The sequence below is a fragment of the Bradyrhizobium sp. BTAi1 genome (genome assembly GCF_000015165.1).
GTDB lineage: Bacteria > Pseudomonadota > Alphaproteobacteria > Rhizobiales > Xanthobacteraceae > Bradyrhizobium > Bradyrhizobium denitrificans.
In genome coordinates, this window is the sequence record NC_009485.1 from 1,227,284 (window position 1) to 1,254,062 (window position 26,779).

The following is a 26,779-nucleotide window of genomic DNA, read 5'->3' on the forward strand; positions in this document are numbered from 1 at the left end:
CGTCGTAGCGGCGATTGCTGGAACAGCGGTCGTGGCTCGTTGTTCGGCCCCATGCGCCCAGCGGAATTCTCGCCGGGCAATTGCGAAATGCGGCTTCTCTACTTTCTGTCCTTTTTGCGTCGTCTTCCGATGGACGCTTTGAACATCTTCTCAAGACGTTTTCGGATCTGGGCCGGGTCTTTGGTTTCACATTCCCATATGATTTGAACACGCCAACCTTCCGAGCTAAGCTGTAATGTCGCTTCCGCATCTCGCGCTACGTTTTGCGCTAGCTTTTTGCGCCAGAACTCTTCGCGAGTTTGAGGCATGGACGCACGCTTACAGCCCGGATGCCGATGCCAGAAGCATCCGTGAACGAACAACGCCGTCTTGTGCTTAGGGAACACCAGATCAGGTGTCCCCTTCAAATCACCGCGATGCAGACGAAAACGAAGTCCCATCGCGTGGGCGATCGTTCTTACGCGCATTTCAGGCGTTGTATCCTTCCCCTGGATGCGCGCCATCACCGCGCTGCGCTGAGACGAAGTAAGCCGATCCATCATGCAGGCATTTTGATGAAATCTACACCTATGCGCGACAAATGTTGTCCGGCGACAAGAAGGGTCCGGCTGGCATTCAAATCCCTAAGCTGTTGAACAATTTCAAACTCCTCAGCAGAGAGTATCCCGGTCGGCGATTCTTCGTTTACGAATAAGCGATTAGCTGTAAAGACTTTCCGTGCGCCGTTTCGCGTAATTCTACCTCTGTTGTGGGCGAAAAAGAACTCATACGATGGGACGCCCGCATCATCTACGATCTTAAAAGCTTTTTGGTCTCCGGCAGATTGTTCCAGGAAAATGTACTTCCCCGTTGTCGCATCTTTAAGGGCCCTGTCTACTCTTGGATACCGCTCCAATCGGAGTGCCACGACTGCTGTCAGAGGATCGATGGAGCGCGCCCATGCTTGATAAGCACCCGGCTGACGGTCCTCCAAATCGCAGGCGGGTGAAGAAACCACCCAATAGGTATCCGTAGCTACGCTTCTGAATATTGCGCCTGTCGTTAGATGTGCTCGGGCAAAGTCCTCCGTTGAGAAAAAAGTGTTCAATCTAAATATTGTCTGTTGAAGATCGACGAGGCCATCTGCTCTAGCCAATTTCCTGGCTCCCTCGAACAGACGTTTCGATGGAGTTGGCCAATCGGTCGACGTCCAACCCGTTTCTCTCAAGCTTCCGATCAGTGCATCGCTCGCATGGCGCAACAGTTCTTCGTCCGAAATCAGCCTCTGCCGGATGCCGTCCAAAACTTTATCTATGATTGAGATTATCGGCGCACTAACATCAGGTGGTCTCTCCAGGTCGAGCGTTCCCAGTGATTGCAACAAGTAATACCAGAGCGCAGTTTGAGTGTCCGACTTCTGCAATTGACCATCGGCCGTGGCTAGTGCGTCTAACTCAAGAACGTTCTGGATTTCAGAGACTAAGATCTGGACTAAATTTGGCTGCCATGCGAGCAGCGCTTTTCGCAGTCCGGCCATGATGCCGACTGGATCTTTCTCATCAACAGGCGCGGATCTGTCTTCAGGTAAATCGACCTTTTGAAGAATCGCGATGAATGCATTCTGTGATTGAATCCAACGAACACCTCCGGCGAACCCGCCGGTAGCTCCTATAGACGGCAGCTTAGAGTAATCGCGCGCAATCGCTCCCAGTTGGTGATGAAGCAACGCCTCAAGAACGATGTCGAGAATGTCAGTCGCAATCTCCCGTTCCTCCAATTCTCCAGTGAGAACGGACTTAATAGATGGCTCGATATCACCCATCCTCCCTCTTGCCACGAACTGCATCAAAGCCTCTTTGTGGCTTTCGGGAACCAGCTCTTTCTCGACTAGGCGCTCCCATTCGGCTGCCGGTTGATCGGTTAGGCTTGCCGGAAGACGCGACCATCCGCCGCGGATACACGAGATGATTTCGAGCCAAACGTCATCGAGCTTGGGCTCGTTGGTGTAAACAACGACTGTGTTGAAGTGCTTAGAATGAGCTAGGTCTCTCAAGAGTCTGATGGACTGCTCGCTGTTGTTTTCACCTGGGCCGAGGTGATAGTCCAGAACAACAAGATCGCTCTTCCGCAACCGTTCTGATTGGTCTGCCACAATACCGTTTTCAATATCGCAGATCATGTTGGATCGCTTAAATCCTTCATACATCGCGGTCGCAAGAAGCTTCTGGCGAAACCTCTTCGCATTATCTCTACTTTCGCCCGCGGCAAGATCGGAAAAAGTAGGAAATTCGTCGTCGATCATTAGCACGGTCCGAAGAGGTTTCTTCTCGAACGTTTCTATGACGACGGCCTCGTATGCAGCGTCAGGCATCGGTTCGCACACCTTTAAAGTCAATTATGAAATTCGCGCCCTCGAGTATGTGGGGATCGGCGTTGGTTGCATATCTGATCTTATGCCCCGCGACGGCAAGGTTTGCGCGACTGAGATAGAGGCCGACGCCCCGACCCGAACGGCGACGGGTGAAGAAGATGTTGAATAGCCGAGGAACATCTTCGGGATCGACGCCTTTGCCGCTATCAGCAACGACGGTGAGGCCGTTCTTGAAATCGAGACGAATGTAGCGCTCCGCCGACTGGCTGACCCAATAAACTGAATTATTGATGAGGTTGATGAAAACCGGGAAGATCCGAGACGGAATGTCCACAATCGAGATTCTTCTGAACGCCGCAGTAGCCAGAAAATCGATCCGCTGATCCAGGAACATCTTGGAGAAGAATTCCGAAATGTAATCGGCAATCTGTTGTCCGGATATCGTTTCGCGCGTACGATATCCACCGATCTTCAAGGGCGCGAGAAACCGGAGTCGATCAGCGAGAGCCTGATGCGAGCGAAGTGCCTGCTTGTATGACGCGGTCTCGCGAACGTCTGACGGAAGTTTTCCCAGGTTACGTCTGACTTCAGATTCCAGCGTCTCGAACTCATGACCGATGATTTCAACGGTTATCCCAATCTGCGCGACGGCGCGAATATCCCGAAGCTGCTCTTCAAGTTCCTCTTGCCGTTCGTTAACAATGTCGACCGCGCCTTGCAGATCGATACCTTCGATCAATTGATCGAGCGCACCGATGAATGATTGATATCGTGCGGCGAAGACGTCGGACAATTCAGCTCGGTTCGTGTCGATCAGATTCAACATCGCCAAAAGATTGGCAGCGTTCACTTTGGTTTCAAGCAAGTAACCTATGCGATTCTCTATTTCAGCTTCGTCGGCCTTTTGTTGGTCTTGCCATTTTAACCGAAGCCGCTTTAGTCGCTCGTCGATTGAGACCGAAAAATCTTTGAGCTGATTGACTAGAATCTCACGTTGCTCACCGTAGTGCGACGCCAAAACGTCTTTTGGCTTTTCTGCCTCCATTGCAGTTTCAACTTCGGCAGCAAGTCCTGCGACCGTCTTGAGTTTGCCGAGAAACGCGTTATAATTATCACGATAGGTGCGCCATTCGACCTCAAGATCACCAAGCCTTGAAGGCGGCGTCGGTGGCCGCAGGGTCTCGCCGAGAGCGCGAATGTCGCGCACCCGGGCCGCCAAGACGGTTGCCTGCACCTTATCGTTCTTCGTCAGAGTGTCCTTTGCAAGCGCCATCAACGATTCGGCTCGTTGGAGAGCATCCTCCAAAGGTGAGGATTGCTCCCTCAGAAACTGCCTCATGCCCCTACGGCGTCGCGCTCGCGCTTTATCAGCAGCTTCTTTCTGAAGCGCTTTGCGTTCCATAATGCCCGGCAACAGCTCTTCTCGGAGAGGCGCATCCGTTCCGTAATACTTGCGTGCGGCATCCATCAAAAAGTCAATAACCAGAAGGCACATTTCGCGGAAGGCACGATTGTCGACCAGTCCTTCGCGACCGGCCTTGTCTTTAAGGGCCGGGTTATCTGCTCGCGTAAAGCCAATACGGCCAAAGCTTCGTCGATGCGCCCAGAATTCGCGTCCGGCATGCATGCTTCGGCGTTCTTCTAGCTGCAGAAAATCTGCGTCCGGACGTCCATAGGGCATGACGCGCAAGAGGTCGCGATAGACAAAGATACCGGAAGAGTTTTTGGCTTGTTCCATAAGATGCGCATGCTGGTTCTCGTCGTGAGTAGACCTGCGCTCGTCAAATTCAAAAGTCCCAATTGCAAACGTAAAGGGTCCTAAACGATCGCGCCCCTTAGTCGGAAGCGCGCGAGCCGGTGTGAATGTCCGCGTACCAAGGTCTTTTCCAAATGCAACGACCTGTCCCGTAAATGTACCTTTTTCGTCAAAGCGGCCGTCAATGTAGTGCTCAAGATCGTGAAGCGCGTCGATGCCGAAGACTTCGGAGGCTCCTATCACTCTTTCGTCGCCGTTGCCGCGATGAAGGTAGACTTCATAGTCGAACTGTGGAGGCGCTTCCGAGTAAGGGTCGGTAAATGCGGTAAGTGTTTGCTTGAGGCGCCGCTTGACTGCTTCAACTTCCTCACCCGTTTCGGCTGGGCGCACCCAGACGCCCAACTCGTTGTTGAGCGAGATCATGAACATTGCGGTGCCGTGGTCGACCAGATCCAAAAAGACTGGCCACTCCTCCAGATGCCGCTTTGTCAACGGCATTTTGACCCATGACGACTTGATCGCCTCAAGGGTTGAAGAAAAGCCTTTCTCCTTCTCGTAATCAGAAAATCGTCCCCAGCTATCGGCGAGTCGCTTGCCGCGGTCGTCGGACGCATTTCCGAGATTGGACTTAAGTGTATCCAAGAGTGTGGGTAGTCCATTTGCCAATGCGTCGGCGTTCGGAAAGGTTTCGACGGGAAGCTGGATATCGTCCAACGCGACAAAGGGATTTTCGAACAGACGCCAGTCGACTACGACAACAACGAATTCGGAGTTGGCCCGCTTAGTGATGAGGATGGTTCCTGGTGCAAGAAAGGCAACGGAGAGACGCCCAATGCCCTTCTCGCCTTGTCGCGGGCGAGGCGGCAGACCGAACGTCTCGGGTGGCGTCGTATCCGCATTGTCAAACTTGCTCTCTGTTCCGATTACGAGCCAGCGTTGTATTACATCCTCGCGGCTCATTCCGATTCCGTCATCGAAAACAGCTGCTACTTCCGGGCTTCCACCAAAAATATGGAGAGCTACGTTTTTCGCGTAGGCATCGTAGGCATTCTTCCAAAGTTCGCTGACTGCGGTCGGAGCGTCGGCGATTTGGCCCCGTCCAAGGTGGTCGATCGTGCGTGCGCGTGTCTGAAATGGAACCGCTTGGATCATGCTGCGTCCATCCGCTTTTCCGCCTTGCGCAGCTTGATGACTGCATCTCGCAATGGTTCCAAGAGTGCTTTGGCGAGGTCCACAGGGACGGCATTGCCGACCTGCTTTCCGCCGGCCATGATGCCTCCTTCGAAATTAAACCAATCCGGAAAAGACTGAAGGCGTGCAGCTTGGCGCAAAGTAATCCCATGATGCTGCGTTGGATGAACGAACCGCCCCTTCGACGGGTTGATGCAAGCGGTGGTCATGGTGGGACCTGGGATTGAAGGATCTATCCGGCCATAAACATCGGAATGGCCGGAATGGTCCTCATGGCATGGAAGAATCCGTCCCGATTGACGTCTCGAGCCCCCGTTGGCCGGCGTGCGTGCGAACGTTTCGACCAGCTCCGGACAGTGCTTCATGTGGATATTGTTGGGGTCGCCAGCCAAAGCCCGCTTGAAAGCCACTGAAGCGGCCACCCAGTGAGGCAACTCTCCTAGTGCGTCCGGAGATACGTGAGTTGCTTTCGGTGGCCACGTGTTCATCTCATCAACGCGCCTTCGATCAAAGCCGAGGATGAATACTCTTCGCCGATTTTGCGGAACGCCGAAGTCCCTGGCATTGATCACTTTCGGTTCGAGTACGCCATAGTCGGCTCGATCCGCCAATTCGTAGAAGGCATTTAGAAATTTCTTGTGTTTGGGCCACAACAACCCCGGAACGTTTTCAACTAGAAAGAAAACCGGTCGCAGGACCCGAACGTATTCGAAGTACCGCAAGAGGAGGGTGTTTCGGGGATCATCAACGCCCGCGTCATTCAATCGGTGCGCCGAAAAACCCTGGCATGGTGGCCCGCCCAGCAAAATGTCGCATGGTCTTTCATGGAAGCCAGCAACAAGTTTTACCCTGTTAGGGGCGAGCTTCGAAATATCTTCTTCAAAGAGGTGAGTCGACGCAAGTCCCGTATCGATCAGATTCGCTCGATAGGTTTGACAAGCATACTTGTCCCACTCAATGGCTGCCGCGACGTTGATGCCAGCGAGATGAGCTCCCAATGAAAAACCGCCGGCACCTGCGAACAGGTCGCAGGCCGACACTTTCAGCTTGTCGTCCGATTTCGATTTCTTTGGCTTGCGCCCGATCTTTCCTACTGTCCCCACGACGGCGTTGCCTCTACTTTGGCTTTCTACGATCGAGCAATTCGTCGTCTGGCACGCGAATGCCGGCCTTTGAAAGCGCCTTCAGAACGATGACACGCATGGTGTCGCCGCTTACGGCAGATCTCATCCGCAAACTCTTTTTGGTCACGACCGGGATCGTGATCTGAAGAGTCTCCTCGGGACCGGAATTTTTTGCATTTCCCATCAGATGTCTCTGAGATCATGAAACCATGGTAAGATGGTTACCTTATACTACGAAACACGAATAAACTATTTAATGTGACGGAGATATTGCCGGAACGAACCATCCAAGCGCACGCCGTCGGTTAGGCAGAGGCGCCAGGAGGTCTGGTTATTGTGCGCTGAACTGTCCGGCTCGATGTGGGGCGCACCGTTTTGTAGGTCCGAAGGGTCAAAAGTGGTCTTGCTAGCCATCCGTCCGGGCCCAGTCTGTTGGCTGCGCGCAGGGTTGAACGGCCAAATTACAAACCTTTTCAAGCCCAACTTGCCCATCCGACCGCTCAAATAAAATAGTAATTGCGCTTTATCCGAAATCGTGCTCTACTCCCCGCATCCCGTCCCGCTGAGGGGGCGCTTCGCGATCGTCACGGACGTCGGGTGCGGGATGCGGTGGGCGCATTGGGGCGCAGCGTGGGCTTGCTCGCGCGGACGAACGATCCCGGTGCGACGAGGAAGTCGCGTGGTTCTGGCATCGCGGTGCTGATGCCAAGCGGCCGATGACGAGTCGGCTGCGACGGGGGCAAGACAGCCGTTCCCCGGGAAGAGCGCGTATAATTCGTAATACCATCGCGCAGGGAAGGCCGGAAGTGTCGGCCGAACCTGTGGTGACTGCCGCCTGCTTTTCTTTCTGCAGGCGGGCCATGGGAGAGGCCAGCTCCCGACCTTCCCTGCGCCCTCTTGTTTCCGGAGGGAGAGACCTGTTCGCAAAGCTCGGGCGAGACCACGCCGCGAGAACGGATGTGCATGCGAGATCGAAGCTGCAGGCGCGGTTCCGGTGGCGACGTCGGTCTCACCCATTCGCGCAGGTTCTCACAAATAAAGAACCGCGTGATCGGCAGTTGGGCCTCGCCCTTCGAGATGCCCGCCTGCGGCGGGCTCCTCAGGGTGAGGAGCGAAGGTTGGACCCCGAACGTGACACATGCAGATCGAAGCCGGCGCGCTCGTCACCAGGGGCAGGTAGTCACGGCCGACGGGCCGCGCCGACTTCACGGCCAAACCCTCATGGTGAGGAGCGCCGCTTGCGGCGCGTCTCGAACCATGAGGCCCGCCAGCGCGCCCCCCGTAGCTTTCCGGGAACCCGTTCGGTCACACTCCCGTGTGGACGGCCTGGGATGGCATGAAAGTGGCTGGGGAACGGGTGCCTCACCGGCGCCTTTGTGTTAGCGTCTAGGTCCGGGCAACCTGGAGACATCGTTGAGCGGCGAGACCCCCGAGCCGGCGCGGCCGGCAAGCAGCACCCCCGATGGGCTGGCCAACGATGGCCTTGCGCGGCTCAAGCTGACGCAGGCGCTCAAGCGGGCCCGTCTCGCTATCGCCTGGGAGCGTGGCTGGCCGCATCTGGCGCGGCTGCTCACGGTGATCGGCCTGTTCCTGATCGTGTCCTGGGCCGGCCTCTGGCTCGGCCTGCCATTCGCCGCCCGCGCCGTCGGCATCGTGCTGTTTCTGCTGCTTCTGGTCGGCGCGGCGCTGCCGATGCTGCGCTATCGCTGGCCGACCCGCGACGAGGGCCTGACGCGGCTCGATCGCGGCTCCGGCATCGCCCACCGTCCCGCCACGGCGCTCAGCGACACGCTGTCGAGCCGGGATCCGATCGCCCAGGCGCTGTGGCAGGCGCAGCGCGAGCGCACGCTCGCCTCGGTCAAGCGCATCCGCGCCGGCACGCCGCGGCCGCGGCTGTCACTGCACGACCCCTGGGCGGTGCGCGCGCTGGTCATCGTGCTGCTGGTCGCGACCTATTTTGCCGCCGGCGATGAACGCCGGATCCGCATCGCCTCGGCGTTCGATTGGAACGGCGTGATGACGCCGGTCACGATCCGGGTCGATGCCTGGATCAAGCCGCCGCTCTACACCGCCAAGCCGCCGATCATTCTCTCCGCCGCCAACAAGGAAGGCGCGGTGCCGGCCAACGGTCCGATCGTGGTGCCGGCCGGCAGCACGCTCATCATCCGCTCCAGCGGCGGCAATCTCGACGTGGTGACCAGCGGCGGCGTCGCCGAGGCCGCGCCCGGCGAGATCGCGGCCGGCGAGGCCGCGCCGAAGGGCGCGACCGAACGGCATTTCACGATCAAGGCCGACGGCACCGCCCATGTGCGCGCGCCCTCGGGCCAGCCGCAATGGGTGTTCGCGGCGACGCCGGACCGGCCGCCGGTGATCAGCATGGCCAAGGACCCCGAGCGGCAGGCGCGCGGCTCGTTGAAACTGTCCTACAAGCTCGAGGATGATTACGGCGTCACCGAAGCGCGGGCCCAGATCGTCGCGCGTCCCGCCGAGAGCAAGCCGGCCGACGGCAAGGCGTCCGAGGGCAAGGCGCCCGACAGCACGGCGAATGCGGCGGCAGCGCGGCCGCTGTTCCAGCCGCCGGAGTTTCCGCTGGTGCTGCCGAATGCCCGCACCCGCAACGGGGTCGGCCAGACCGTCAAGGATCTCAGCGAGGATCCCTATGCCGGCGCCGACGTCGCGATCACGCTGACGGCCAAGGACGAGGCCGGCAATGAGGGCAAGAGCGAGCCGTTCGAGACCAAGCTGCCGGAGCGGCTGTTCACCAAGCCGTTGGCGCGGGCGCTGATCGAGCAGCGCCGTGTCCTGGCGCTCGACGCCAACCGCAACAGTGAGGTGTTCACGGCGCTCGACGCGCTGGCGATCGCGCCGGAGCTGTTCACGCCGGAGCCCGGCCAGTATCTCGGCCTGCGCTCGGTGACGCGCCAGCTCGAGGCGGCGCGCACCGACGACGCGCTGCGCGAGGTCGTGGCCAGCCTGTGGGCGCTCGCGGTCACCATCGAGGACGGCAACATCTCCGATGTCGACAAGGCGCTGCGCGCCGCGCAGGACGCGCTCAAGCAGGCCTTGGAGCGTGGCGCCAGCGACGAGGAGATCAAGAAGCTCGCCGAGGATCTGCGCCGGGCGATGGACAATTACATGCGCCAGCTCGCCGAGCAGCTGCGCAACAATCCGCAGATGGCGCAGCGGCCGCTCGATCAGAACACCAAGATGCTGCGCCAGCAGGACCTGCAGAACATGATCGACCGCATGGAGCGGCTGTCGCGGCAGGGCGACAAAGAGGGCGCGCGCGAGCTGCTCGAACAGCTGCAGCAGATGCTGGAGAATCTGCAGATGGCGCAGCCCAACCAGGGCGGCGACAACGACATGGAGCAGGCGCTCAACGAGCTCGGCGACATGATCCGCAAGCAGCAGCAGCTCCGCGACAAGACCTTCAAGCAGGGCCAGGATTCGCGGCGCGACCGCAACCGCGGCAAACAGCAGCAGGGCGACCAGGACCAGAGCATGGGCGACCTGCAGCAGGATCAGCAGGCGCTGCGCGACCGCCTCAAGCAGCTGCAGGAGCAGCTCGCCAAGCGCGGCATGGGCCAGAAGGGCGAAAAGGGCCAGAAGGGGCAGCAAGGCCAGAAGGGACAGCCGGGTCAGCAAGGCGAGCCGGGCGATCAAGGCGACCAGGGGGATGCCGGCGACGGCCTCGACGAGGCCGATGGCGCGATGGGCGATGCCGGCAGCCAGCTCGGCGACAACAATGCCGATGGCGCGGTGGAATCGCAGGGCAAGGCGCTGGACGCGCTGCGCAAGGGCGCGCAGAGCCTGGCCGATGCGATGCAGCAGGGCGACGGCGACCAGCCGGGCCAGGGCGCGCGCGACGGCCGCGGCCGGCAGGCCAACAGCCCGACGGATCCGCTCGGCCGGCCGCTGCCGAACACCCGCGACATCGACGATTTCTCGCAGAAGATTCCCGGCGAGATCGACGTCCAGCGCGTCCGCCGCATTCTCGAGGAGTTGCGCCGCCGTCTCGCCGATCCGTCGCGGCCGCAGGTCGAGCTCGATTACATCGAGCGGCTGCTGAAGGATTATTGAGGCCGTCTCCGGCGCGCGGCCGGAGGTCTGCGCCGGCGTCAGTAGCGCTTCTCGGACAGGATCCGCGCGGCATGCTGCAGCCGCCCGACCGAGCGCTCGGTGTCGGTCAGGGCGCAGCAGCTGACCAGCGTGTCGATGATCGCGAGCTGCGCGACGCGGCTGCTCATCGCCTCCGGCCGGTAGCGGGTCTCGTTCGCGACCGTATAAAGCAGCACCTCGCAATGCGCCGCGAGCGGCGACTTGCCGAGCCGGGTGATGCCGATGGTCCGAGCGCCGGCGGCCTGCGCCAGCCGCGTCGCCAGCACGGTCTCGACCGTGCTGCCGGAATGCGACACGGTGACCGTCGCGACACCGGGCCCGGTCATCCCGGCGCTGACCGCCTGCACATGGGAATCGACGATGGCATTGGCCGCGAGCCCGAGCTGCAGCAGCCGATAGGACAGGTCCTGCGCGATCGGCGCCGAGCTGCCGATGCCATAGATCTCGATCCGCTGCGCCTCGCGCAGCAGCCTGGTCGCCTCCGCCAGCGCCTCCATCGACAGCAGGCGGCGCGTCTCCTGCAGCGAGGCGGCATGGGCGGCGAAGATGTGGTCCGTCACCGTCGCCGGATCGTCGCCCCGATGCAGGTCTTCCTGGATCAGGCGGACCGGCTCGATCAGGTCACGCGCCAGCATGATCTTGAGCTCCTGGAAGCCGCGCACCCCGACGCGGCGGCAGAACGAGACGATCGTGCCCTCGCTGACATCGCAGGCTTCGGCGACCTCGGTGATCGACTTGTGGACGAACGGCTCGGGTTGCGCGGCGATCAGCTCGGCGATCTGCCTCGCCTTCGGCGGCAGCTCGGGCAGCAACTCGCGGATGCGCGACAGGATGCCGTTCACCGATGGTGCTGAATTGAATGTCGACCCCACCATTCTCGCCTCGCTCTCCATGCCACCATTGTTCTATCGGAGACTGAGAAAATCTCATCCAGAATCATTTTCTAAATAAATTTTTCACAGCAACGTCAAGTCACACTGCTACACCTCGGCTGTTCTCGAACGGAGGGCGGTCATTCCCGTCGTCCAGAATCCGTTGTCCCAGGGATTTCATAGGGCCGAAACGACATGACAACACGTCGCGATTTTCTCGCAGGCGCCACGGCGGCGGCTGCCTTCGCCAGTATCCGTCAGGCATTGGCCATTCCGGCGCGGCGCCGGACCGGCACCATCCAGGATGTCAAGCATGTGGTGATCCTGATGCAGGAGAACCGCTCCTTCGACCACTATTTCGGCACGCTGCGCGGTGTGCGCGGCTTTGGTGATCGTTTCCCGATTCCGCTCGAGAGCGGCAAGCCGGTGTGGTTCCAGTCCGACGGCACCCGCGAGATTCCGCCCTATCACCGCGACTCCGCCACCTCCAACGCGCTGGTCGGCTACGGCACGCCGCATTCCTTCGGCGACAGCCAGGCCGCCTGGAACCAGGGCAAGATGGGCTATTGGGCGAAGTACAAGACGCCCTATGCGATGGGCTATTTCGGCCGCGACGACATTCCGTTCCAGTTCGCGCTCGCCGAGGCGTTCACGATCTGCGACGCCTATCACGCCTCGATCACCACCGGCACCGACCCGAACCGCATCGTGTTCTGGTCCGGCTCCAACTTCAACCCGGCGCTGCGCGCTCAGGGCATCAACTGCACCACGAACGACGCCGAGCCCAACAATCTGCGTTGCTGGCCGAATCCGCATAATTGGGTGGCCGGCCAGCCGCAGCCGCAGGCTACTTACAAATATGTCGGCAGCGACTTCAACTGGGACACGCTGCCGGATCTCTTGAACAAGGCCGGCGTCCGCTGGCACATCTATCAGGACATGAACGACAACTGGACCGGCGCGATGCATGGCTGCCTCGCCTTCTCCAGTTTCCGCCACGCCCAGCCCGGCGATCCGAACTACGTGCACGGCCTGACCGGCGGTCCGGACTATCTCGATCGCCTCAAGGCCGACGTGATGGCCGGCACCCTGCCGCAAGTGTCGTGGATCCTGCCGACCCAGGCCAATTCCGAGCATCCCGGCGGCGGCAGCCCGACCCGTGCCGGCAATTTCACCGACCAGGTGCTGGAAGCGCTGACGGCCAATCCCGAGGTCTGGAGCCAGACCGTCTTCTTCCTCACCTTCGACGAGAATGACGGCTTCTTCGATCATCTGCCGGCGCCGGCGGTGCCGTCCTACGACGCGAGCGGCAAGCTGATGGGCAAGGCGACCTTGCCGCTCGACGGCGAGTATTTCTCCAACACCGTCGGCAACGTCCTGACGGCGGCGGATACGATCAGCGGCAACATCCGGCCCTGGGGCCTGTCGGCGCGCGTGCCGATGTATGTGGTGTCGCCGTGGAGCAAGGGCGGCTGGGTCAACTCGCAGGTGTTCGACCACACCTCGGTCGGCCGCTTCCTGGAGAAGCGCTTCGGCATCAAGGTCGAGGCCATCAGCCCGTGGCATCGCGCCGTGTCCGGCGATCTCACCTCGGCGTTCGACTTCGCCAGCCCCAACGATCCGTGCTTCCCGGAACTGCCCGACCAGAGCAATTGGCAGGAGTCGGACGCGCATCAGAAGACCTTGCCGGCGCCGGTCGCGCCCGCCACGCCGCAGCCGCTGTTCCAGGAAACCGGCGTGCGCTATTCGCGCCCGCTGCCCTACATCCTGCACGCCACGTCGAAGGTCGATCCGGCCGGCGGCAAGGTGAAGCTCTTGTTCGCCAACACCGGCTTCGCCGGAGCGGTGTTCCACGTCTACGACAAGCTGCATCTCGACCTCATTCCGCGGCGCTACACGGTCGAGGCCGGCAAGATGCTCGACGACGAATGGAGCGTCGGCAATGATGGGCTGTATGATCTCTGGGTGCTCGGCCCGAACGGCTTCCACCGTCATTTCAAGGGCGACCTCGGCAAGGTGAAGCAGGCGCACGCCGCCAATCCCGAGATCTTCGTCGGCTACAACGTCCATGATGGCGGCCTGCACATGCAACTGCGCAACGACGGCCATGGTCACCTGCACTTCACGGTGCAGTCCAACGAGATCTACGGGCCGCTGCGCGCGGTCACCGCTGCAATCTCGGCTGCGCTGGAGCCGCAATGCCCCGGCTTCGGTCCGCAGCCCGGCTTCCATCCGGTGGGCTTCGGCGCGGTGCCCGGCTTCCGTCCGGCTCCCGACTTCGATGCGCCGGGCTTCGGCTTCGGTGCGCCGAGCTTCTTCCCCGGACCCAGCCATGGCGGTGCCGCCACGGAGTGGGAGCTCAAAGTGTCCGGGCCGGGGCGCCCGAAGGAGCTGTACTGGCATCTGCGCAAGTCGGGACTGTGGTACGATTTCGTCGTCACCAGCGACAGCGACGACAGCTTCTATCGCCGCGTCGCAGGCCACGTCGAGACCGGCCGGCCGTCGTTCAGCGACCCCGGCATGGCGCTGGATGATTGCTTCTGACAAGCACATCCTAGGCCGTTGGGAAGGGCGCCTGCGGGCGCCCTTTTCATGTGTCTCAGCCGCTGCCGAGGTCGTGAATGACGGGTGACAGGCCGCCCGCGGAGACCTCCAGGATCGCCAGCGTGATCGGCAGCTTGAAGCGGCGCGGTCCGGCGCTGCCCGGATTCAGATAGAGCACGCCGTCGCGTGTCTCGACCCGCGCGCGATGCGAATGGCCGGAGATGACGACATCGATGCCCGACGTTGCGGGATCGATCTCAAGGTCATGGACGTCGTGCACGACGTGGAAGGAGCGGCCTTCCAGCTGCACCGTCCGGGTCTCAGGATACGCCTTTGCCCAGTCCGACGTGTCGATGTTGCCGCGGATCGCGGTGACCGGTGCGATCCGGCCAAGCCGCGCGATCAGCTCCGCGCGGCCGATATCGCCAGCGTGAATGATGTGGGCGACACCGGCCAGACGCTGCTCCGCCTCTGGCCGCAACAGACCGTGAGTGTCGGAGATGATCCCGATCGTCCGCATGATCTCTCGCCGCCATTACCGGCCGCATCACGCGATCGCGGTGATCTCGATCGTCTGGCCGGACATTTCGACGACGTCGCCGACCGACTTGCCCATCAACAGCCGCGCCACCGGCGAAACATAGGAAATCATGCCGCGCTTCGGATCGGCCTCGTCCTCGCCGACGATACGATAGGTTTGCACGCGGCCGTCGCCACGCTCGAACGTCACGGTGCTGCCGAACGCGATCGTCTCGGTCGAGCTCGGTTGCGGCATCACCTGCGCGGTCCGCAGCCGTGTTGCGAAATAGCGCGCATCCCGCAACGGCAGCGCGGATTCGCGGCGGCGCTCGTTGACGTCCTCGATGGCCTGCGCCGCCTCATGGGCCGCCTGCGCCTGGTGCAGCTGATCCTCGAGCGCCTTCAGGCCCGCTTCGGTCACCAGGTTCGGATGCGGCGACACCGGCCGGTCGGGCAGCTGCGTTTCGGCCGCCGTCTCGGCGCTCTCTTCCTTGGTGAATGCGACGCTCACGCGGGGCGACTCCTGCAACGAGCCGCACGGCGCGGCCATTGGGGGAGAGATCATGCGACGTGGGCGGATTTCAAGCCGTCCGATCACGCGCGCGCAAGCCGTCTTCGCCGGCTTGACAGCGGAAGCTCTGGACGCTTAGATATACGAACTTAAGTTCGCAATCCGAACTTTAGCAAATCAGAATGCTCGCCGTCAAGGCGGGTCCCCTTAGGAAACGTCGGAGCGTCCCGTGGACGAGGACAGCAAGGCTGGCAAAAGCGTCGTGCAGTCGCTGGCCAAGGGTTTTCACGTGCTCAACGCGTTCACCAGCGAGGAGCCGGAGCTCGTGCTCGCCGACGTCGCGCGCCGCGCCGCGCTCGACAAGGGCACCACCTTCCGCCTGCTCAACACGCTGGTGATGCTCGGCTATGTCGAGAAGGTCGGTGACACCAGACGCTTCCGCCTGACGCTGAAATGTCTCGACCTCGGCTTCAACGCGATCGCACGCTCAGAGCTGCGCGATCAGGCGCGTCCGATCCTGCGCAGCCTGGTTGGTGAGATGAACGAGGCGGCCTCGCTCGCGGTGCTCGACGGCAGCGACATCGTCTATGTCGAGCGCATCCAGGCCGGCCTTGTCCGGCTCGGGGTTGACGTCCGCATCGGCAGCCGCGCGCCGGTCTATTCCACTGCCGTCGGTCAGGCGCTTCTGTCGCTGCTGCCGGTGGAGACGCAGGTCGCCGTGCTCGAGGCGCAGCCGCGCATCAAGCGGACCGAGACCACGATCACCGATCTCGACGCGCTGCTGCAGCGCCTGCGTCAGGTGAAGGCCGCCGGCTACGCACTGTCCAATCAGGAGAATGCGCCGGGGCTGTGCGTGCTCGCCGCGCCCGTGATCGATCGTGACGGCGTGCCGCTCGCCGCCATCAGCGTCGCCGCGCCGACCATGCGCATATCGGCCGAGGCGTTCGAGCGCATGGGCGTGGCGCCTTTGCTCCGCGCTGCGGCCCAGCTGTCGCGCGCGCTCGAAGCGATGGGCGGCGCCGTCGCGACCGTCTCGAACCGATGACCATCCGAACAATGAGGAGCCCGCGATGAGCGTCATGACCAACTTCAAGGGGATCATACCGGCGATCGCCGTCCCCTTCGATGCCGACCATTCGATCGACGAGGCCGAGCTGTCGCGCTACGCCGCCTGGCTCGGCAAGCGCCGCGGCATCGTCGGCATCATGACCAACGGCCACACCGGCGAGGTGTTCAGCCTCACCGCCAAGGAGCGCGCCGAGGTCACGCGCATCGTCGCCAAGGCGCTCACTGGCATCTGCCCGACGATTTCTTCCGTCGTCTGCGAGGGCATCAAGGACGGCATCGAGCACGCGCTGATGGCCAAGGAGGCCGGTGCCGCCGCGCTCGACATCATGCCGCCGCATCACTGGCTGCGCTTCGGCTTCAAGCGCGAGCATTGCCTCGACTATTTCAGCGCGATCGGCGAGGCGACGAAGCTGCCGCTGATTGTGCACGTCTATCCGGCCTGGACCCGCGCCTCGTTCTCCTCGGAGCTGCTTGCCGAGCTCGCCCGCCTCGACCATGTGCAGGCGTTCAAGATCGGCACCCGCGAGATGAATAAATACGCCCGCGACCTCAAGGCGATCCGCGCTGCGGCGCCGCACAAGGCGCTGCTCACCTGCCACGACGAATATCTGCTGGCCTCGATGGTGCAGGGCGTCGACGGCGCGCTGGTCGGCTTCGCCTCGCTGATCCCCGATCTGATCCACGATCTGTTTGCCGCGGTCGTCGCCGGCGATCTCAAGCTCGCGATGAAGCTGCAGAGCATGATCGATCCGCTGAAGGATGCCGTTTACGGCGCGGGCGAGCCGACCGGCGAGGCGCATGGCCGGATGAAGGCGGCGATGCAAGTCGCCGGCGTCATCCGCGACGCCACGGTGCGCCCGCCGACGCATGCGCCGAGCGCCGAGGAGATGGCGGCGATCCGCGCCGCAGTCGCCGCGGCCGGACTGACGGTGCAGGCTGCGGCCTGAGCTTTTGACGACAAGGCGTCCGGGCCCGGCTGCCTGCGATGACGAACGACAAGCAAAACAAATCCAGGGACGACGCTCATGCTGATGATGGATGTCGACAATACGCCCCGGCGCCCATCTGCCGCGCCGGATGACGTGCTGATCGCGATCGACCAGCTGTCCAAGACCTACGTCTCGGCCTCGGGCGCGGCGGTGCATGCGCTGAGCCGGATCTCGCTCGACATCAAGCCAGGCGAGTTCGTCTGCGTCGTCGGTCCCTCCGGCTGCGGCAAGAGCACCTTGCTGCGGCTGCTCGCGGGGCTGGATGGTTATAGCGACGGCCGCCTGCTGCTCGACGGCGAGGCGGTTGCAGGTCCCTCGCGCAAGGTCGGCGTGGTGTTCCAGGCGGCCAATCTGCTGCCGTGGATGACGGTGCGCGACAATGTGCGGCTGCCGCTGCGTGTCGGCGGCAAGCATGCGCCCGCGGCCGACCGCATCGAGCGCCTGCTCGCCGTGACCGGCCTCGGCGAGTTCGGCGACAAATATCCCTACGAGCTGTCCGGCGGCATGCAGCAGCGCGCCGGCATCTGCCGCGCGCTGGCGCGCGATCCCGAGATCCTCTTGATGGACGAGCCGTTCGGTGCGCTCGATGCGCTGACGCGCGAGCGCCTGAACCTCGAGCTGCAGCGCATCTGGCAGGAGAACCGCAAGACCATCCTGCTGATCACCCACTCGATTTCGGAAGCCATCTTCCTCGCTGACCGCGTCATCGTGATGTCGGCGCGCCCCGGCCGCATCCTCGCTGATCTGCACGTCCCGATCCCGCGGCCCAGGACCTTCGACGACATCGTCCTGCACCCGGACTATGCGCGGCTGGCCAAGGAGGTTCGCGGACTCCTGAACGCGCAGGAGCACGGCCATGACTGACCTTGCCAACATCGCCGCGCCCGCCATGACCCCGAAGCCGACAAAGCCTAGCCGCCGTCTCGGTCTCGGTTCGCCGATCGCCTGGATCGGTCTTGCCGTGCTGATCCTGAGCTGGATCGCCGCGGTCAAGCTGCTGAACATCCCATCCTACATCCTGCCGAAGCCCGAAGCGGTGGTCCGCGCATTGTGGTCCGGATTGGCCGTCAGCCCCGCCAGTCCGCTCGGCTATTATCTGCCGCTGTGGAGCACGCTCAGCAATGCCGCGGTCGGCTGCGCCATCGGCGTCGGGCTCGGCCTCGTGATCGGCTCGCTGATGGCCGAGGTCGAGGCGATCGAGCGTCTCGTGATGCCCTATGCGTTCGCGCTGCAGAGCCTTCCCAAGGTGGCGATCGCGCCGCTGATCGTGATCTGGTTCGGTTTCGGCGACGGCTCCAAGATCGCGATCTCGGCGCTGCTGTCGTTCTTCCCGGTATTGATCAACAGTTTCACGGGGCTGCGCGCGGTCGAGCCGGAGCGCCTCGATCTGATGCGCTCGCTGTCGGCGTCGCGGCTCGAGACCTACCGCATCGTCAAGCTGCCCAACGCCGCGCCCTTCATCTTCGCCGGGCTCGACATGGCCGTCGTCTATGCGCTGCTCGGTGCGATCGTCGCCGAATTCCTCGGCGCGCAGCGCGGCATGGGCGTCGTGATCACCCAGGCGCAGGCGGTGTCGGACGTCGCCGGCGTGTTCGCCGCGCTGATCATTCTCGGCGTGCTCGGCATCGTGCTGCACGGCATCGTGCGCTGGTGCGAGGCCAAGGTCGTGCATTGGGGCGCCAATCGAAAGAAATAAAAACCGGGAGGAACGAACATGATTTCGCGCAGGTCATTCCTGACGGGCAGCGCCGGTGCGGCGTTGTTGATGAGTGGCGCACCGGCCGGCCTGATGGCAGCGGACGCGAAGAAGACTCGCTTCGGCGTCGGGCTGAAGGCGCTCAACGCCACCGTCATCAATTGCGTGATCGGCGAGGCGCTCGGCTACAACGCGCAGGAGGGCTTTTCGCTCGACGTGCAGGCGCTCGGCACCAACGCCAACGTCCAGGTCGCGACCGATCGCGGCTCCGTCACAATCGGCGTCGGCGTGCCGTCGACGGCGCTGCCGCTGCTCGCCAAGGGCGAATGGAGCGGCGCGAAACTGTTCTATCAGTACACGTACCCCTACAAATGGGACATTGCCGTGCCGCCCGGCTCGGCACTCAAGAGCTACACGGATCTGAGGGGCAGGAAGATCGGCGTGTCCGATTTCGGCGCCACCGAATATCCGGTCACCAGGAACGTGCTGAAGGCGCTCGGCCTCGATCCGGACAAGGATGTGAGCTGGGTGGCGGTCGGCAACGGCACGCCGGCCGGCGTCGCGCTGCAGCGTGGCGTCATCGATGCACTCGCCTATTTCGATACTGGCTTTGGCCAGATCGAGGCCGCCGGCATCGAGATGAGCTACCTGCAGCGCCCGACCACGATCCCGATGGTCGGCGGCCAGTTCCTCATGGCGATGCCTCAGACTTTCGAGAAGGACAGGAATCTCTTGATCGGCTTCGGCCGTTCGGTGTGCAAGGCATCGCAGTTCCTGCTCGCCAATCCCGCTGCCGGCGCCAGGGCGTTTCTCAAGATGTACCCGGAGACGGCGCCGCGTGGCGCCAGCGAGGACGAAGCCGTCAAGGCTGTGCTGCAGTCGATCAGTCGGCGCATCAAGCTCTACGCGCCGCCTTATGCCAACACCCAGATGGGCGCGATCAACGAGCAGGAGTTCCGCACCGAAGCGGCGATGAACGGGCTGGACATCAAGGACTATGCTGCGCTCTACACCAACGAGCTGATCGACAGGATCAACAATTTCGATGCGGTGAAGGTCAAGGCCGAGGCGGCTGCGTACAAGGGATGACGGCAGGGGATCACGAACGTCGTTCCGCGCGCCACGCGGTGGTGACCGGCACCAGCTCCGGCATCGGCCGTGCCATTGCCGAGCGCCTGCTCGCGGGCGGCTGGCATGTGACGGGCATCGACCGCGCGCTGCCGGACTGGACGCATGCCGGCTTCGTCGGCCAGCAGGCTGATCTGGCGGAGCCGCACGCGCTGATCGCGCAGCTTGCGGACCTCGGCACGGTGACCGCGCTCGTTCATGCCGCCGGCTACATGCGTGTCGGCCGGCTCGGCGAGCTCATGCCTGACAGCGGCGAGGGCATGTGGCAAGTCCATGTCGGTGCCGCGGAGGCGCTGGCCAATGCGCTGGCGCCTGATATGGGCGAGGGCGGACGCATCGTGCTGATCGGCAGCCGCACCGCCAATGGCGCTGCCGGCCGCAGCCAATATGCGGCCACCAAAGCCGCACTCACCGGCCTTGCGCGGTCCTGGGCGATCGAGCTCGCGCCGCGCCGGATCACCGTGAACGTGATCGCCCCCGCCGCCACCGACACGCCGTTCCTGCGCGATCCCAGCCGCGCCGGCACCGCGCCGGTGCTGCCGCCGATGGGCCGCTTCGTCGATCCCGCCGAGGTCGCCGCGCTCACCGCCTTTCTGCTGTCCCCGGAGGCGAGCGCGATCACCGGACAGACCATCACCATCTGCGCAGGTGCCTCCCTCTGACGCGGCGCGTGCGACCACGACCAGGAGAATGACCATGACCGTTCGTATCGTCGACGTCCGCGAGGTGACGAAGCCGATCTCATCGCCGATCCGCAACGCCTATATCGACTTCACCAAGATGACGTCGAGCCTGGTCGCGGTCATCACCAATGTCGAGCGCAACGGCGGCCCCGTCGTCGGCTACGGCTTCAACTCCAATGGCCGCTATGGCCAGGGCGGCCTGATCCGCGAGCGGTTTCGTGCGCGCCTGCTGGAGGCCGATCCGGCCTCGCTGCTTGATGCAACGAAAGACAACATCGACCCCGACAAGGCCTGGGCGGCGATGATGATGAACGAGAAGCCGGGCGGTCATGGCGAGCGCTCGGTCGCGGTCGGCACGCTCGACATGGCGATCTGGGACGCGGTGGCGAAGATCGCCGACAAGCCGCTGTTCCGTCTGCTCGCCGAGCGCCATAACCGCAAAGCTGATCCCCGCGTATTCGTCTACGCCGCCGGTGGCTATTATTATCCGGGCAAGGACCTCTCGGCCTTGCGCCGCGAGATGCGCGGCTATCTCGAGCGCGGCTACACTGTCGTGAAGATGAAGATCGGCGGAGCGCCGATCGACGAGGATCGCCAGCGCATCGAGGCCGTGCTCGTCGAGATCGGTCCGAACAATCAGCTCGCGGTCGATGCGAATGGCCGCTTCGACCTGGAGACTGCGATCGCCTACGCCAAGATGCTGCGCGACTATCCGCTGTTCTGGTACGAAGAGGCCGGCGATCCGCTCGACTATCATCTGCAGGCGACGCTCGCCGACTTCTATCCCGGGCCGATGGCGACCGGCGAGAACCTGTTCAGCCATCAGGACGCGCGCAACCTGATCCGCTATGGCGGCATGCGCCCTGATCGCGACTGGCTGCAGTTCGACTGCGCGCTGTCCTATGGCCTTTGCGAATATCTGCGCACGCTCGACGTGCTCAGGACCTATGGCTGGTCGCCATCCCGCTGCATCCCGCATGGCGGTCACCAGATGTCGCTCAACATCGCCGCCGGCCTCGGCCTCGGCGGCAATGAGAGCTACCCGGACCTGTTCCAGCCCTATGGCGGCTTCGCCGACAGCGTCAAGGTGATCGACGGCCACATCACCATGCCAGACCTCCCCGGCATCGGCTTCGAGGGCAAGTCCGATCTCTACGCCGAGATGCGCGCGCTCAGTGCGTGAAACGAGGGTATCGTCCCGGACAAGCGCGCAGATTCCGGACTCATAACCACCGGGAGATGTTCGAGGCAGGATGGCCGTTCGATGTCGCCCAGCCCCATTTGCCGCGGCGCATGTGTCTGAGGTCGGCGCTCGTCAACGCTGCGCGTGCCGGACTTGCCCGGGGCGACACAGAGTGCGGAGCGCGTGGTCATACGCCCGACGGGCAGTTCGCTCATGACAGCTTTGCGCCAACTGCCCGTCGAGCCAGTTTGTCGCAGCGTGAGGCCTTGTGTCGCCGGGCGGCGCACCGGGGAGATCGCGAAGCAGCCGTAAACCCGTCGCGCAGGGAATGCCGGATTGTCGGCTGAACCTGTGGTACCTGCCGCCTGCATGTCTTTCCGCAGGCGGGCCATGGACGAGGCCTTCGCCCGGCATTCCCTGCGCCCTTCGACTCTTGTGAGGGCGACGCAGATTAGCAGAGCTCGGGCATGGACATGCCGCGGGAATGCGGGCGCATATCCACTGGATGAGTTGGGAAACGAGATGGCAGCTCAGGCGTCATTGCGAGCGCGGCGAAGCAATCCAGAATCCCGCTCACAACTCTGGACTGCTTTGCCGCGCTCGCTATGACGGAGGCGAGAGGGTTATATGCGTTCGACGACCATGCGAGGGGCGCGAAGCGGCAGCTGGGGTCGTCGCGCGTGCCTCAAACGCCCATGTCTTCCCGGGCAAGCCGTCAACGCGCGCAAGCACAGTGGGGGGCGCCAAGCCGGGACCCATCACCACGGGGAGATGGGATGGCGCAGGATGGTGGACCGGCAGCGCCTCCCGATCACCATGGGTGTTTATCGATCGCGGCTTTCGCCGGGACGACAGCGGAGATTGGCGCGTCAGCGAGGATCGCAGCTGTCAGCAGATCCGCCATGCCAGAGCCGTCCAAAGCGTCGCCTCCGGCGCGCGATGCGCATGTGCTACGCCTTGGCCGCCTTCGACGCCAGGGCGTCGGCGACCGCGGTACGGATGTCGGCGACCGAAAACGGCTTGGTGATCACGTCATGGGCGATCGCCTGCAGGTTGGAAGCGCGTTCGCGCTGATGCGCAAAGCCCGTCATCAGCAGGATGACCAGGTCGGGATAGTCGCGCGCGGCCGACAGCGCCAGCGCGATGCCATCCATGATGGGCATCTGGATGTCGGTCAGCAGCAGGTCGAAGGCGCCGTTCTCGCGCGTGAGGATGTCGAGCGCCTCGGCCCCGTCCTGCGCCGTCACGATCTCATGTCCATCCATGGCGATGGCGCGCGCGACCAGCGTCCGCATCGATTCTTCGTCGTCGGCGATCAGCACGCGCGACATGTCGTTTCATCTCCGTCTCATGGGTCCCGCGCGAGACCCGCGAGACCGGAACCATCATGCACTGCCGGCGGCCAGATCGCGCCGGTTGAAGAATCGTATATCGATATTGCGGCCTTCGGGAGGGGGCGAGGCCAGGCGCGATTTGAACGTCGTGCGCTCGCCAGGCTTCAGCGCGCTCTGTTCGAGCAGCGTATTCCAGGCGTAGATCTCGGTGCCCTGGGCGTCCCGCACGCTGAAGCGGAGACGCGGCAGGTCGACCGCCTTCTTGGTGACGCTCACAATCGCCCCCTCGATCACCAGCACCGGCTTGCCGTCCACGGTTTCGGTCGCCACCTTCACGTCCTTGAAGGAGAGGCCGCGCAGGTTCACCTCGAGCCCGGCGAGCTTGTAGAACGACGCCGTCTGCGGCAGCAACCGCACCACGTCGGCGCGCCAGACCGCCAGCGCGATGCAGAGCGCCGCCATCGCAGCGGTCAGCGCCGGCAGGCCGAAAATCCTCTTGCCGGGGAAATTCGGCAGCGTGGGACGCCTGATGAGCTTGCCAAATCGGGCCAGGCGGGAGGCCTTGCCTTGCGTCTCCGGCTCTGCATCCTCTGTCTCGGCCTGCGCCTGTTCGGCGGCATCTTCCGGCCAGCCGGCAGCCAAGGGCGGACTGTCCACCTGCGGCGGCTGTCCGTCCTCCTCCTCACGCGCCAGCGCCTCCCATTCGTCGGCCGGGTCGGGCGGGGGAGCAGCCGCGCTGGCGGCGTCGGCCATGGCCGGAACCGGGGCCGGAGCCTCGACGGCGTCCTCGGGCCTCGCCAGCCATACCTCCTTGCAACGCGCGCAGCGTACGCTACGGCCGGCCATACCCAGGGTTGCCAGATCGATGGCGTAAGACGTTGTACAATGGGGGCAAACGATGAACATCGCGCCTTTATCTCCGGCGGCCATTGCCGCTTTGTTTCCGACAGTTCGTGCTACAAGAACCGCCATGTTGACGAACTTCGGAACTCAATCTCCGCAATGGTACATGGAAACCATTAACGAACCGGAAACCATAACGGGCGCTCAATCGGGTCATCGTACCGCCGGACTTATTGTTGGCGGGTGGGCCGTGCACACTGTCGAACGGAGCTGATGCTTTGGTTCGGTTCGAAAATGTCGGATTGCGCTATGGACTGGGGCCGGAGATCCTCCGCGACCTCACGTTCCAGATTCCGGCTCATTCATTCCAGTTTCTCACGGGCCCCTCGGGCGCAGGCAAGACCTCGCTGCTGAAGCTGCTGTTCCTGTCGCTGCGTCCCACCCGCGGGCTCGTCAACCTGTTCGGCTACGACATCTCCCTGCTCAGCAAGGACGAGATCGCCGATCTGCGCAAGCGGATCGGAATCGTGCTGCAGGACTTCCGGCTGCTCGATCATATGACGACCTATGAGAACGTCGCATTGCCGTTCCGGGTCATGGGGCGCGACGAGTCGAGCTACCGGAAAGAAGTGATCGACCTCTTGAAATGGGTCGGGCTGGGCGAACGGATGGATGCGCTGCCCCCGATCCTGTCGGGCGGCGAGAAGCAGCGCGCGGCCATTGCGCGCGCCGTCATCTCGCGGCCGCAACTCCTGCTCGCCGACGAGCCGACCGGCAATGTCGATCCGACGCTGGGCCGGCGGTTGTTGCGCCTGTTCATTGAGCTCAACCGCTCGGGGACAGCGGTGATCATCGCAACCCACGACATCACGCTCATGGACCAATACGAGGCCCGGCGGCTGGTGCTGCATCAGGGACGGCTGCACATCTATGAGTAGCGTGGACGATCGCGGCCTTCTGGTCGACCTGGGCGACGACCGCCCGCAACTGCCGGCGCAAGCCCGCATCGTGTCACCGATCGTGCCGCGGGCGTCTATCGCCGGCCGCGCGCTCGTGGCGGTGGTCGCGATCATGACGTTCCTGGCTTCGATCACGACCGGTGCCGTGCTGCTGGTCAGCGAATCCGCAGCAGAGTGGCAGTCGGAGGTGGCGAGCGAGATCACCGTCCAGGTTCGGCCGAAGACCGGCCGCGACCTGGAGCGCGACATCGCGCTGGTGACGGAGGCGATGCGGGCGCAGTCCGGCATCGTCGAGGTGCGGCCGTTCACCAAGGACGAATCGAGCAAGCTCCTGGAACCGTGGCTCGGCAGCGGCCTGTCGTTCGACGAACTCCCGGTCCCCCGCGTCATCATCGCGCGGGTGCAACCTGGCACCAGCTTTGATCTCGCCGCGTTGCGCAATCGCGTCAGCCAGGTCGCTCCGACGGCCAGCGTGGACGATCACCGCGCCTGGATCGAGCGCATGCGTTCGATGACCGGAGCGACCCTGTTCGCGGGCTTCGGCATTCTCGTGCTGGTGATCGTCGCCACCATCATCTCGGTGTCGTTTGCGACCCGCGGCGCCATGGCCGCGAACCGGCCGATCGTCGAGGTCCTGCATTTTGTCGGCGCCGGCGACCGCTATATCGCCAATCACTTCCTGCGGCATTTCCTCCAGCTCGGGCTGGAGGGCGGGGTGATCGGCGGCGGGCTGGCGATGCTCGGCTTCGGGTTCTCGGAGTCGATCGCGAATTGGTTCTCCGGCACGCCGGTGGGCGATCAATTCGCGGCGCTGCTCGGCACGTTCTCTCTGCGCCCGCTCGGCTATGTCGTGATCGCCCTGCAGGCCGTGGTGATCGCGGCCGTCACCGGCTGGGCCGCGCGCCGGACCCTGTTCGCGACGCTGGCGAGCATCGACTGATGGCCGCTTCTGTCCCCAACCGTCGCGTTGCGGATTTCACTTGGCCTGAAAAACGCCTAAAATCGTCTGCGTCGGGTCAAGTTTCGGCAGGGGTGAGTTCGGTCACGGACTCGATACAGAGCGCCTGCCATGATCGAGGGCGAGCGAACGTGATCGGGGGGCCGGCGAAACCTGCCTGAGCTCCCGGACTTGAACGACGGGATCGTGCGACGGCATGGGGCCGCGCGCCAGGAGGCAAGGATTCGCCGGGCAACGCATGGGGCCGGAAATCGACGATAGCAGCCGCAGGCTGCCGCTCATCGTGATGGTGGGCCGGACGTTCGCGGGCGTCGTGGCTACGCTTGCGATCGGCTTTTTCGTCGCGGCCGTCGGCTTCATCGGCTTCCTGTCGCAATTGCGCGGCGCCGAGATCAAGCCCGAGCGCAAGGCGGACGGAATCGTGGTTCTGACCGGCGGCTCGTCGCGGGTGTCGGACGCCGTGGAACTGCTCGCCGGCGGCTATGGCAGGCGGCTGTTGATTTCAGGCGTGCACCCGACCAACGAGGCCAGCGACATCACCCGCTCACTGCCGGAGGCGCGGTCGTTCATCAATTGCTGCGTCGATCTCGACTATTCCGCGATCAACACCCGCAGCAACGCGGCGCAGACGCGGCGCTGGGCCGCTGAGCGCGGCTTCAAGTCGCTGATCGTCGTGACCTCGAACTATCACATGCCGCGCGCGATCGTAGAGCTGTCGCACGCAATGCCGAGCCTGGATCTCATTCCCTATGCCGTCGTCGGCGAGAAATGGCGGGATGAGCCGTGGTGGACCAGCGGGCCGACCTTGCGGCTCTTGCTGTCCGAATACGCCAAATATGTCGCCGCCGAAGCGCGGCTGCGGCTGGCCGATCTCGGCCTCGATCTCGCGCCCGAGGTCGACCTGCCGACCGGCTCCGTGTCGCGCCGGCCGGCGACGGCACAAGCCAATTGA

At 63.2% G+C, this 26,779-nt stretch carries 22 protein-coding genes; 12 read left to right on the top strand and 10 right to left on the bottom strand.

The features are described from left to right. Positions 1-98: 98 nt before the first annotated feature. From BBTA_RS38615 to BBTA_RS39860, 5 genes are read right to left on the bottom strand one after another with little or no spacing between them, the layout of a single operon-like run. Positions 99-542, bottom strand: coding sequence for a very short patch repair endonuclease (locus BBTA_RS38615; RefSeq protein WP_012041451.1), 444 nt, complete (start codon positions 540-542; stop codon positions 99-101). Then, entirely contained in the window at positions 539-2,350 is a 1,812-nt protein-coding gene (locus BBTA_RS05475; RefSeq protein WP_041750356.1) for a response regulator receiver domain, read from the bottom strand. The genes BBTA_RS38615 and BBTA_RS05475 overlap by 4 nt, the downstream gene beginning before the upstream one ends. Then, on the bottom strand, positions 2,343-5,258 hold the full coding sequence (locus BBTA_RS05480) for an ATP-binding protein (protein WP_012041453.1): 2,916 nt from the start codon (positions 5,256-5,258) through the stop codon (positions 2,343-2,345). Before BBTA_RS05480 ends, BBTA_RS05475 begins: the two co-directional genes overlap by 8 nt. Further along, positions 5,255-6,400 (bottom strand): DNA cytosine methyltransferase, encoded by a 1,146-nt coding sequence (locus BBTA_RS05485; protein ID WP_012041454.1) that lies wholly within the window; start codon positions 6,398-6,400, stop codon positions 5,255-5,257. The genes BBTA_RS05480 and BBTA_RS05485 overlap by 4 nt, the downstream gene beginning before the upstream one ends. A gap of 13 nt (positions 6,401-6,413) precedes the next feature. Beyond that, the gene (locus BBTA_RS39860; RefSeq protein ID WP_148221398.1) at positions 6,414-6,605 is read right to left on the bottom strand and encodes a hypothetical protein; all 192 of its coding nucleotides are present in this window, start codon (positions 6,603-6,605) and stop codon (positions 6,414-6,416) included. Positions 6,606-7,834: 1,229 nt separating this feature from the next. Between BBTA_RS39860 and BBTA_RS05490 the strand changes: the two genes are divergently transcribed. Continuing rightward, positions 7,835-10,501, top strand: a complete 2,667-nt coding sequence (locus BBTA_RS05490) for a TIGR02302 family protein (protein WP_012041455.1) — start codon at positions 7,835-7,837, stop codon at positions 10,499-10,501. A 38-nt stretch (positions 10,502-10,539) separates the two neighbouring features. On the opposite strand, the gene BBTA_RS05495 is transcribed toward BBTA_RS05490, so the two are convergent. Next, a complete protein-coding gene (locus BBTA_RS05495; RefSeq protein WP_083780607.1) occupies positions 10,540-11,415 on the bottom strand; it encodes a MurR/RpiR family transcriptional regulator in 876 nt (291 codons plus the stop codon). Positions 11,416-11,607: 192 nt separating this feature from the next. On the opposite strand from BBTA_RS05495, the gene BBTA_RS05500 reads away from it, so the two are divergent. Further along, entirely contained in the window at positions 11,608-13,956 is a 2,349-nt protein-coding gene (locus BBTA_RS05500) for a phosphocholine-specific phospholipase C (protein ID WP_012041457.1), read from the top strand. A gap of 55 nt (positions 13,957-14,011) precedes the next feature. Here BBTA_RS05500 and BBTA_RS05505 read toward each other — a convergent pair whose 3' ends face one another. Next, positions 14,012-14,476, bottom strand: a complete 465-nt coding sequence (locus BBTA_RS05505; RefSeq protein ID WP_012041458.1) for a metallophosphoesterase family protein — start codon at positions 14,474-14,476, stop codon at positions 14,012-14,014. Between the two features lie 27 nt (positions 14,477-14,503). Next, entirely contained in the window at positions 14,504-14,986 is a 483-nt protein-coding gene (gene greA, locus BBTA_RS05510; RefSeq protein ID WP_012041459.1) for a transcription elongation factor GreA, read from the bottom strand. Between the two features lie 229 nt (positions 14,987-15,215). Between greA and BBTA_RS05515 the strand changes: the two genes are divergently transcribed. The 7 genes from BBTA_RS05515 (at position 15,216) to BBTA_RS05545 (ending at position 21,733) form a co-directional block, all read left to right on the top strand. Beyond that, positions 15,216-16,031 (top strand): IclR family transcriptional regulator, encoded by an 816-nt coding sequence (locus BBTA_RS05515; protein WP_012041460.1) that lies wholly within the window; start codon positions 15,216-15,218, stop codon positions 16,029-16,031. 25 nt (positions 16,032-16,056) lie between these two features. Continuing rightward, positions 16,057-17,001 (top strand): dihydrodipicolinate synthase family protein, encoded by a 945-nt coding sequence (locus tag BBTA_RS05520; protein WP_012041461.1) that lies wholly within the window; start codon positions 16,057-16,059, stop codon positions 16,999-17,001. A 78-nt stretch (positions 17,002-17,079) separates the two neighbouring features. Further along, complete coding sequence (locus tag BBTA_RS05525; RefSeq protein WP_012041462.1) at positions 17,080-17,907, top strand: ABC transporter ATP-binding protein; 828 nt, start codon at positions 17,080-17,082, stop codon at positions 17,905-17,907. Continuing rightward, entirely contained in the window at positions 17,900-18,739 is an 840-nt protein-coding gene (locus BBTA_RS05530) for an ABC transporter permease (RefSeq protein ID WP_012041463.1), read from the top strand. Before BBTA_RS05525 ends, BBTA_RS05530 begins: the two co-directional genes overlap by 8 nt. An 18-nt stretch (positions 18,740-18,757) precedes the next feature. After that, positions 18,758-19,828, top strand: a complete 1,071-nt coding sequence (locus tag BBTA_RS05535; RefSeq protein WP_012041464.1) for an ABC transporter substrate-binding protein — start codon at positions 18,758-18,760, stop codon at positions 19,826-19,828. Further along, a complete protein-coding gene (locus tag BBTA_RS05540; RefSeq protein WP_041750357.1) occupies positions 19,825-20,529 on the top strand; it encodes an SDR family NAD(P)-dependent oxidoreductase in 705 nt (234 codons plus the stop codon). Before BBTA_RS05535 ends, BBTA_RS05540 begins: the two co-directional genes overlap by 4 nt. Before the next feature lie 34 nt (positions 20,530-20,563). Next, on the top strand, positions 20,564-21,733 hold the full coding sequence (locus tag BBTA_RS05545; protein ID WP_041750358.1) for a mandelate racemase/muconate lactonizing enzyme family protein: 1,170 nt from the start codon (positions 20,564-20,566) through the stop codon (positions 21,731-21,733). Positions 21,734-22,683: 950 nt separating this feature from the next. Here BBTA_RS05545 and BBTA_RS05550 read toward each other — a convergent pair. After that, positions 22,684-23,064 (bottom strand): response regulator, encoded by a 381-nt coding sequence (locus BBTA_RS05550; RefSeq protein WP_012041467.1) that lies wholly within the window; start codon positions 23,062-23,064, stop codon positions 22,684-22,686. Between the two features lie 54 nt (positions 23,065-23,118). Then, the gene (locus BBTA_RS05555; RefSeq protein WP_083780761.1) at positions 23,119-23,973 is read right to left on the bottom strand and encodes an MJ0042-type zinc finger domain-containing protein; all 855 of its coding nucleotides are present in this window, start codon (positions 23,971-23,973) and stop codon (positions 23,119-23,121) included. Positions 23,974-24,188: 215 nt separating this feature from the next. On the opposite strand from BBTA_RS05555, the gene ftsE reads away from it, so the two are divergent. The 3 genes from ftsE (at position 24,189) to BBTA_RS05570 (ending at position 26,779) form a co-directional block, all read left to right on the top strand. Beyond that, on the top strand, positions 24,189-24,848 hold the full coding sequence (ftsE, locus tag BBTA_RS05560; RefSeq protein ID WP_012041469.1) for a cell division ATP-binding protein FtsE: 660 nt from the start codon (positions 24,189-24,191) through the stop codon (positions 24,846-24,848). Beyond that, entirely contained in the window at positions 24,841-25,809 is a 969-nt protein-coding gene (locus BBTA_RS05565) for an ABC transporter permease (RefSeq protein WP_041750360.1), read from the top strand. Before ftsE ends, BBTA_RS05565 begins: the two co-directional genes overlap by 8 nt. Before the next feature lie 304 nt (positions 25,810-26,113). Continuing rightward, positions 26,114-26,779, top strand: coding sequence for a YdcF family protein (locus BBTA_RS05570; RefSeq protein ID WP_012041471.1), 666 nt, complete (start codon positions 26,114-26,116; stop codon positions 26,777-26,779).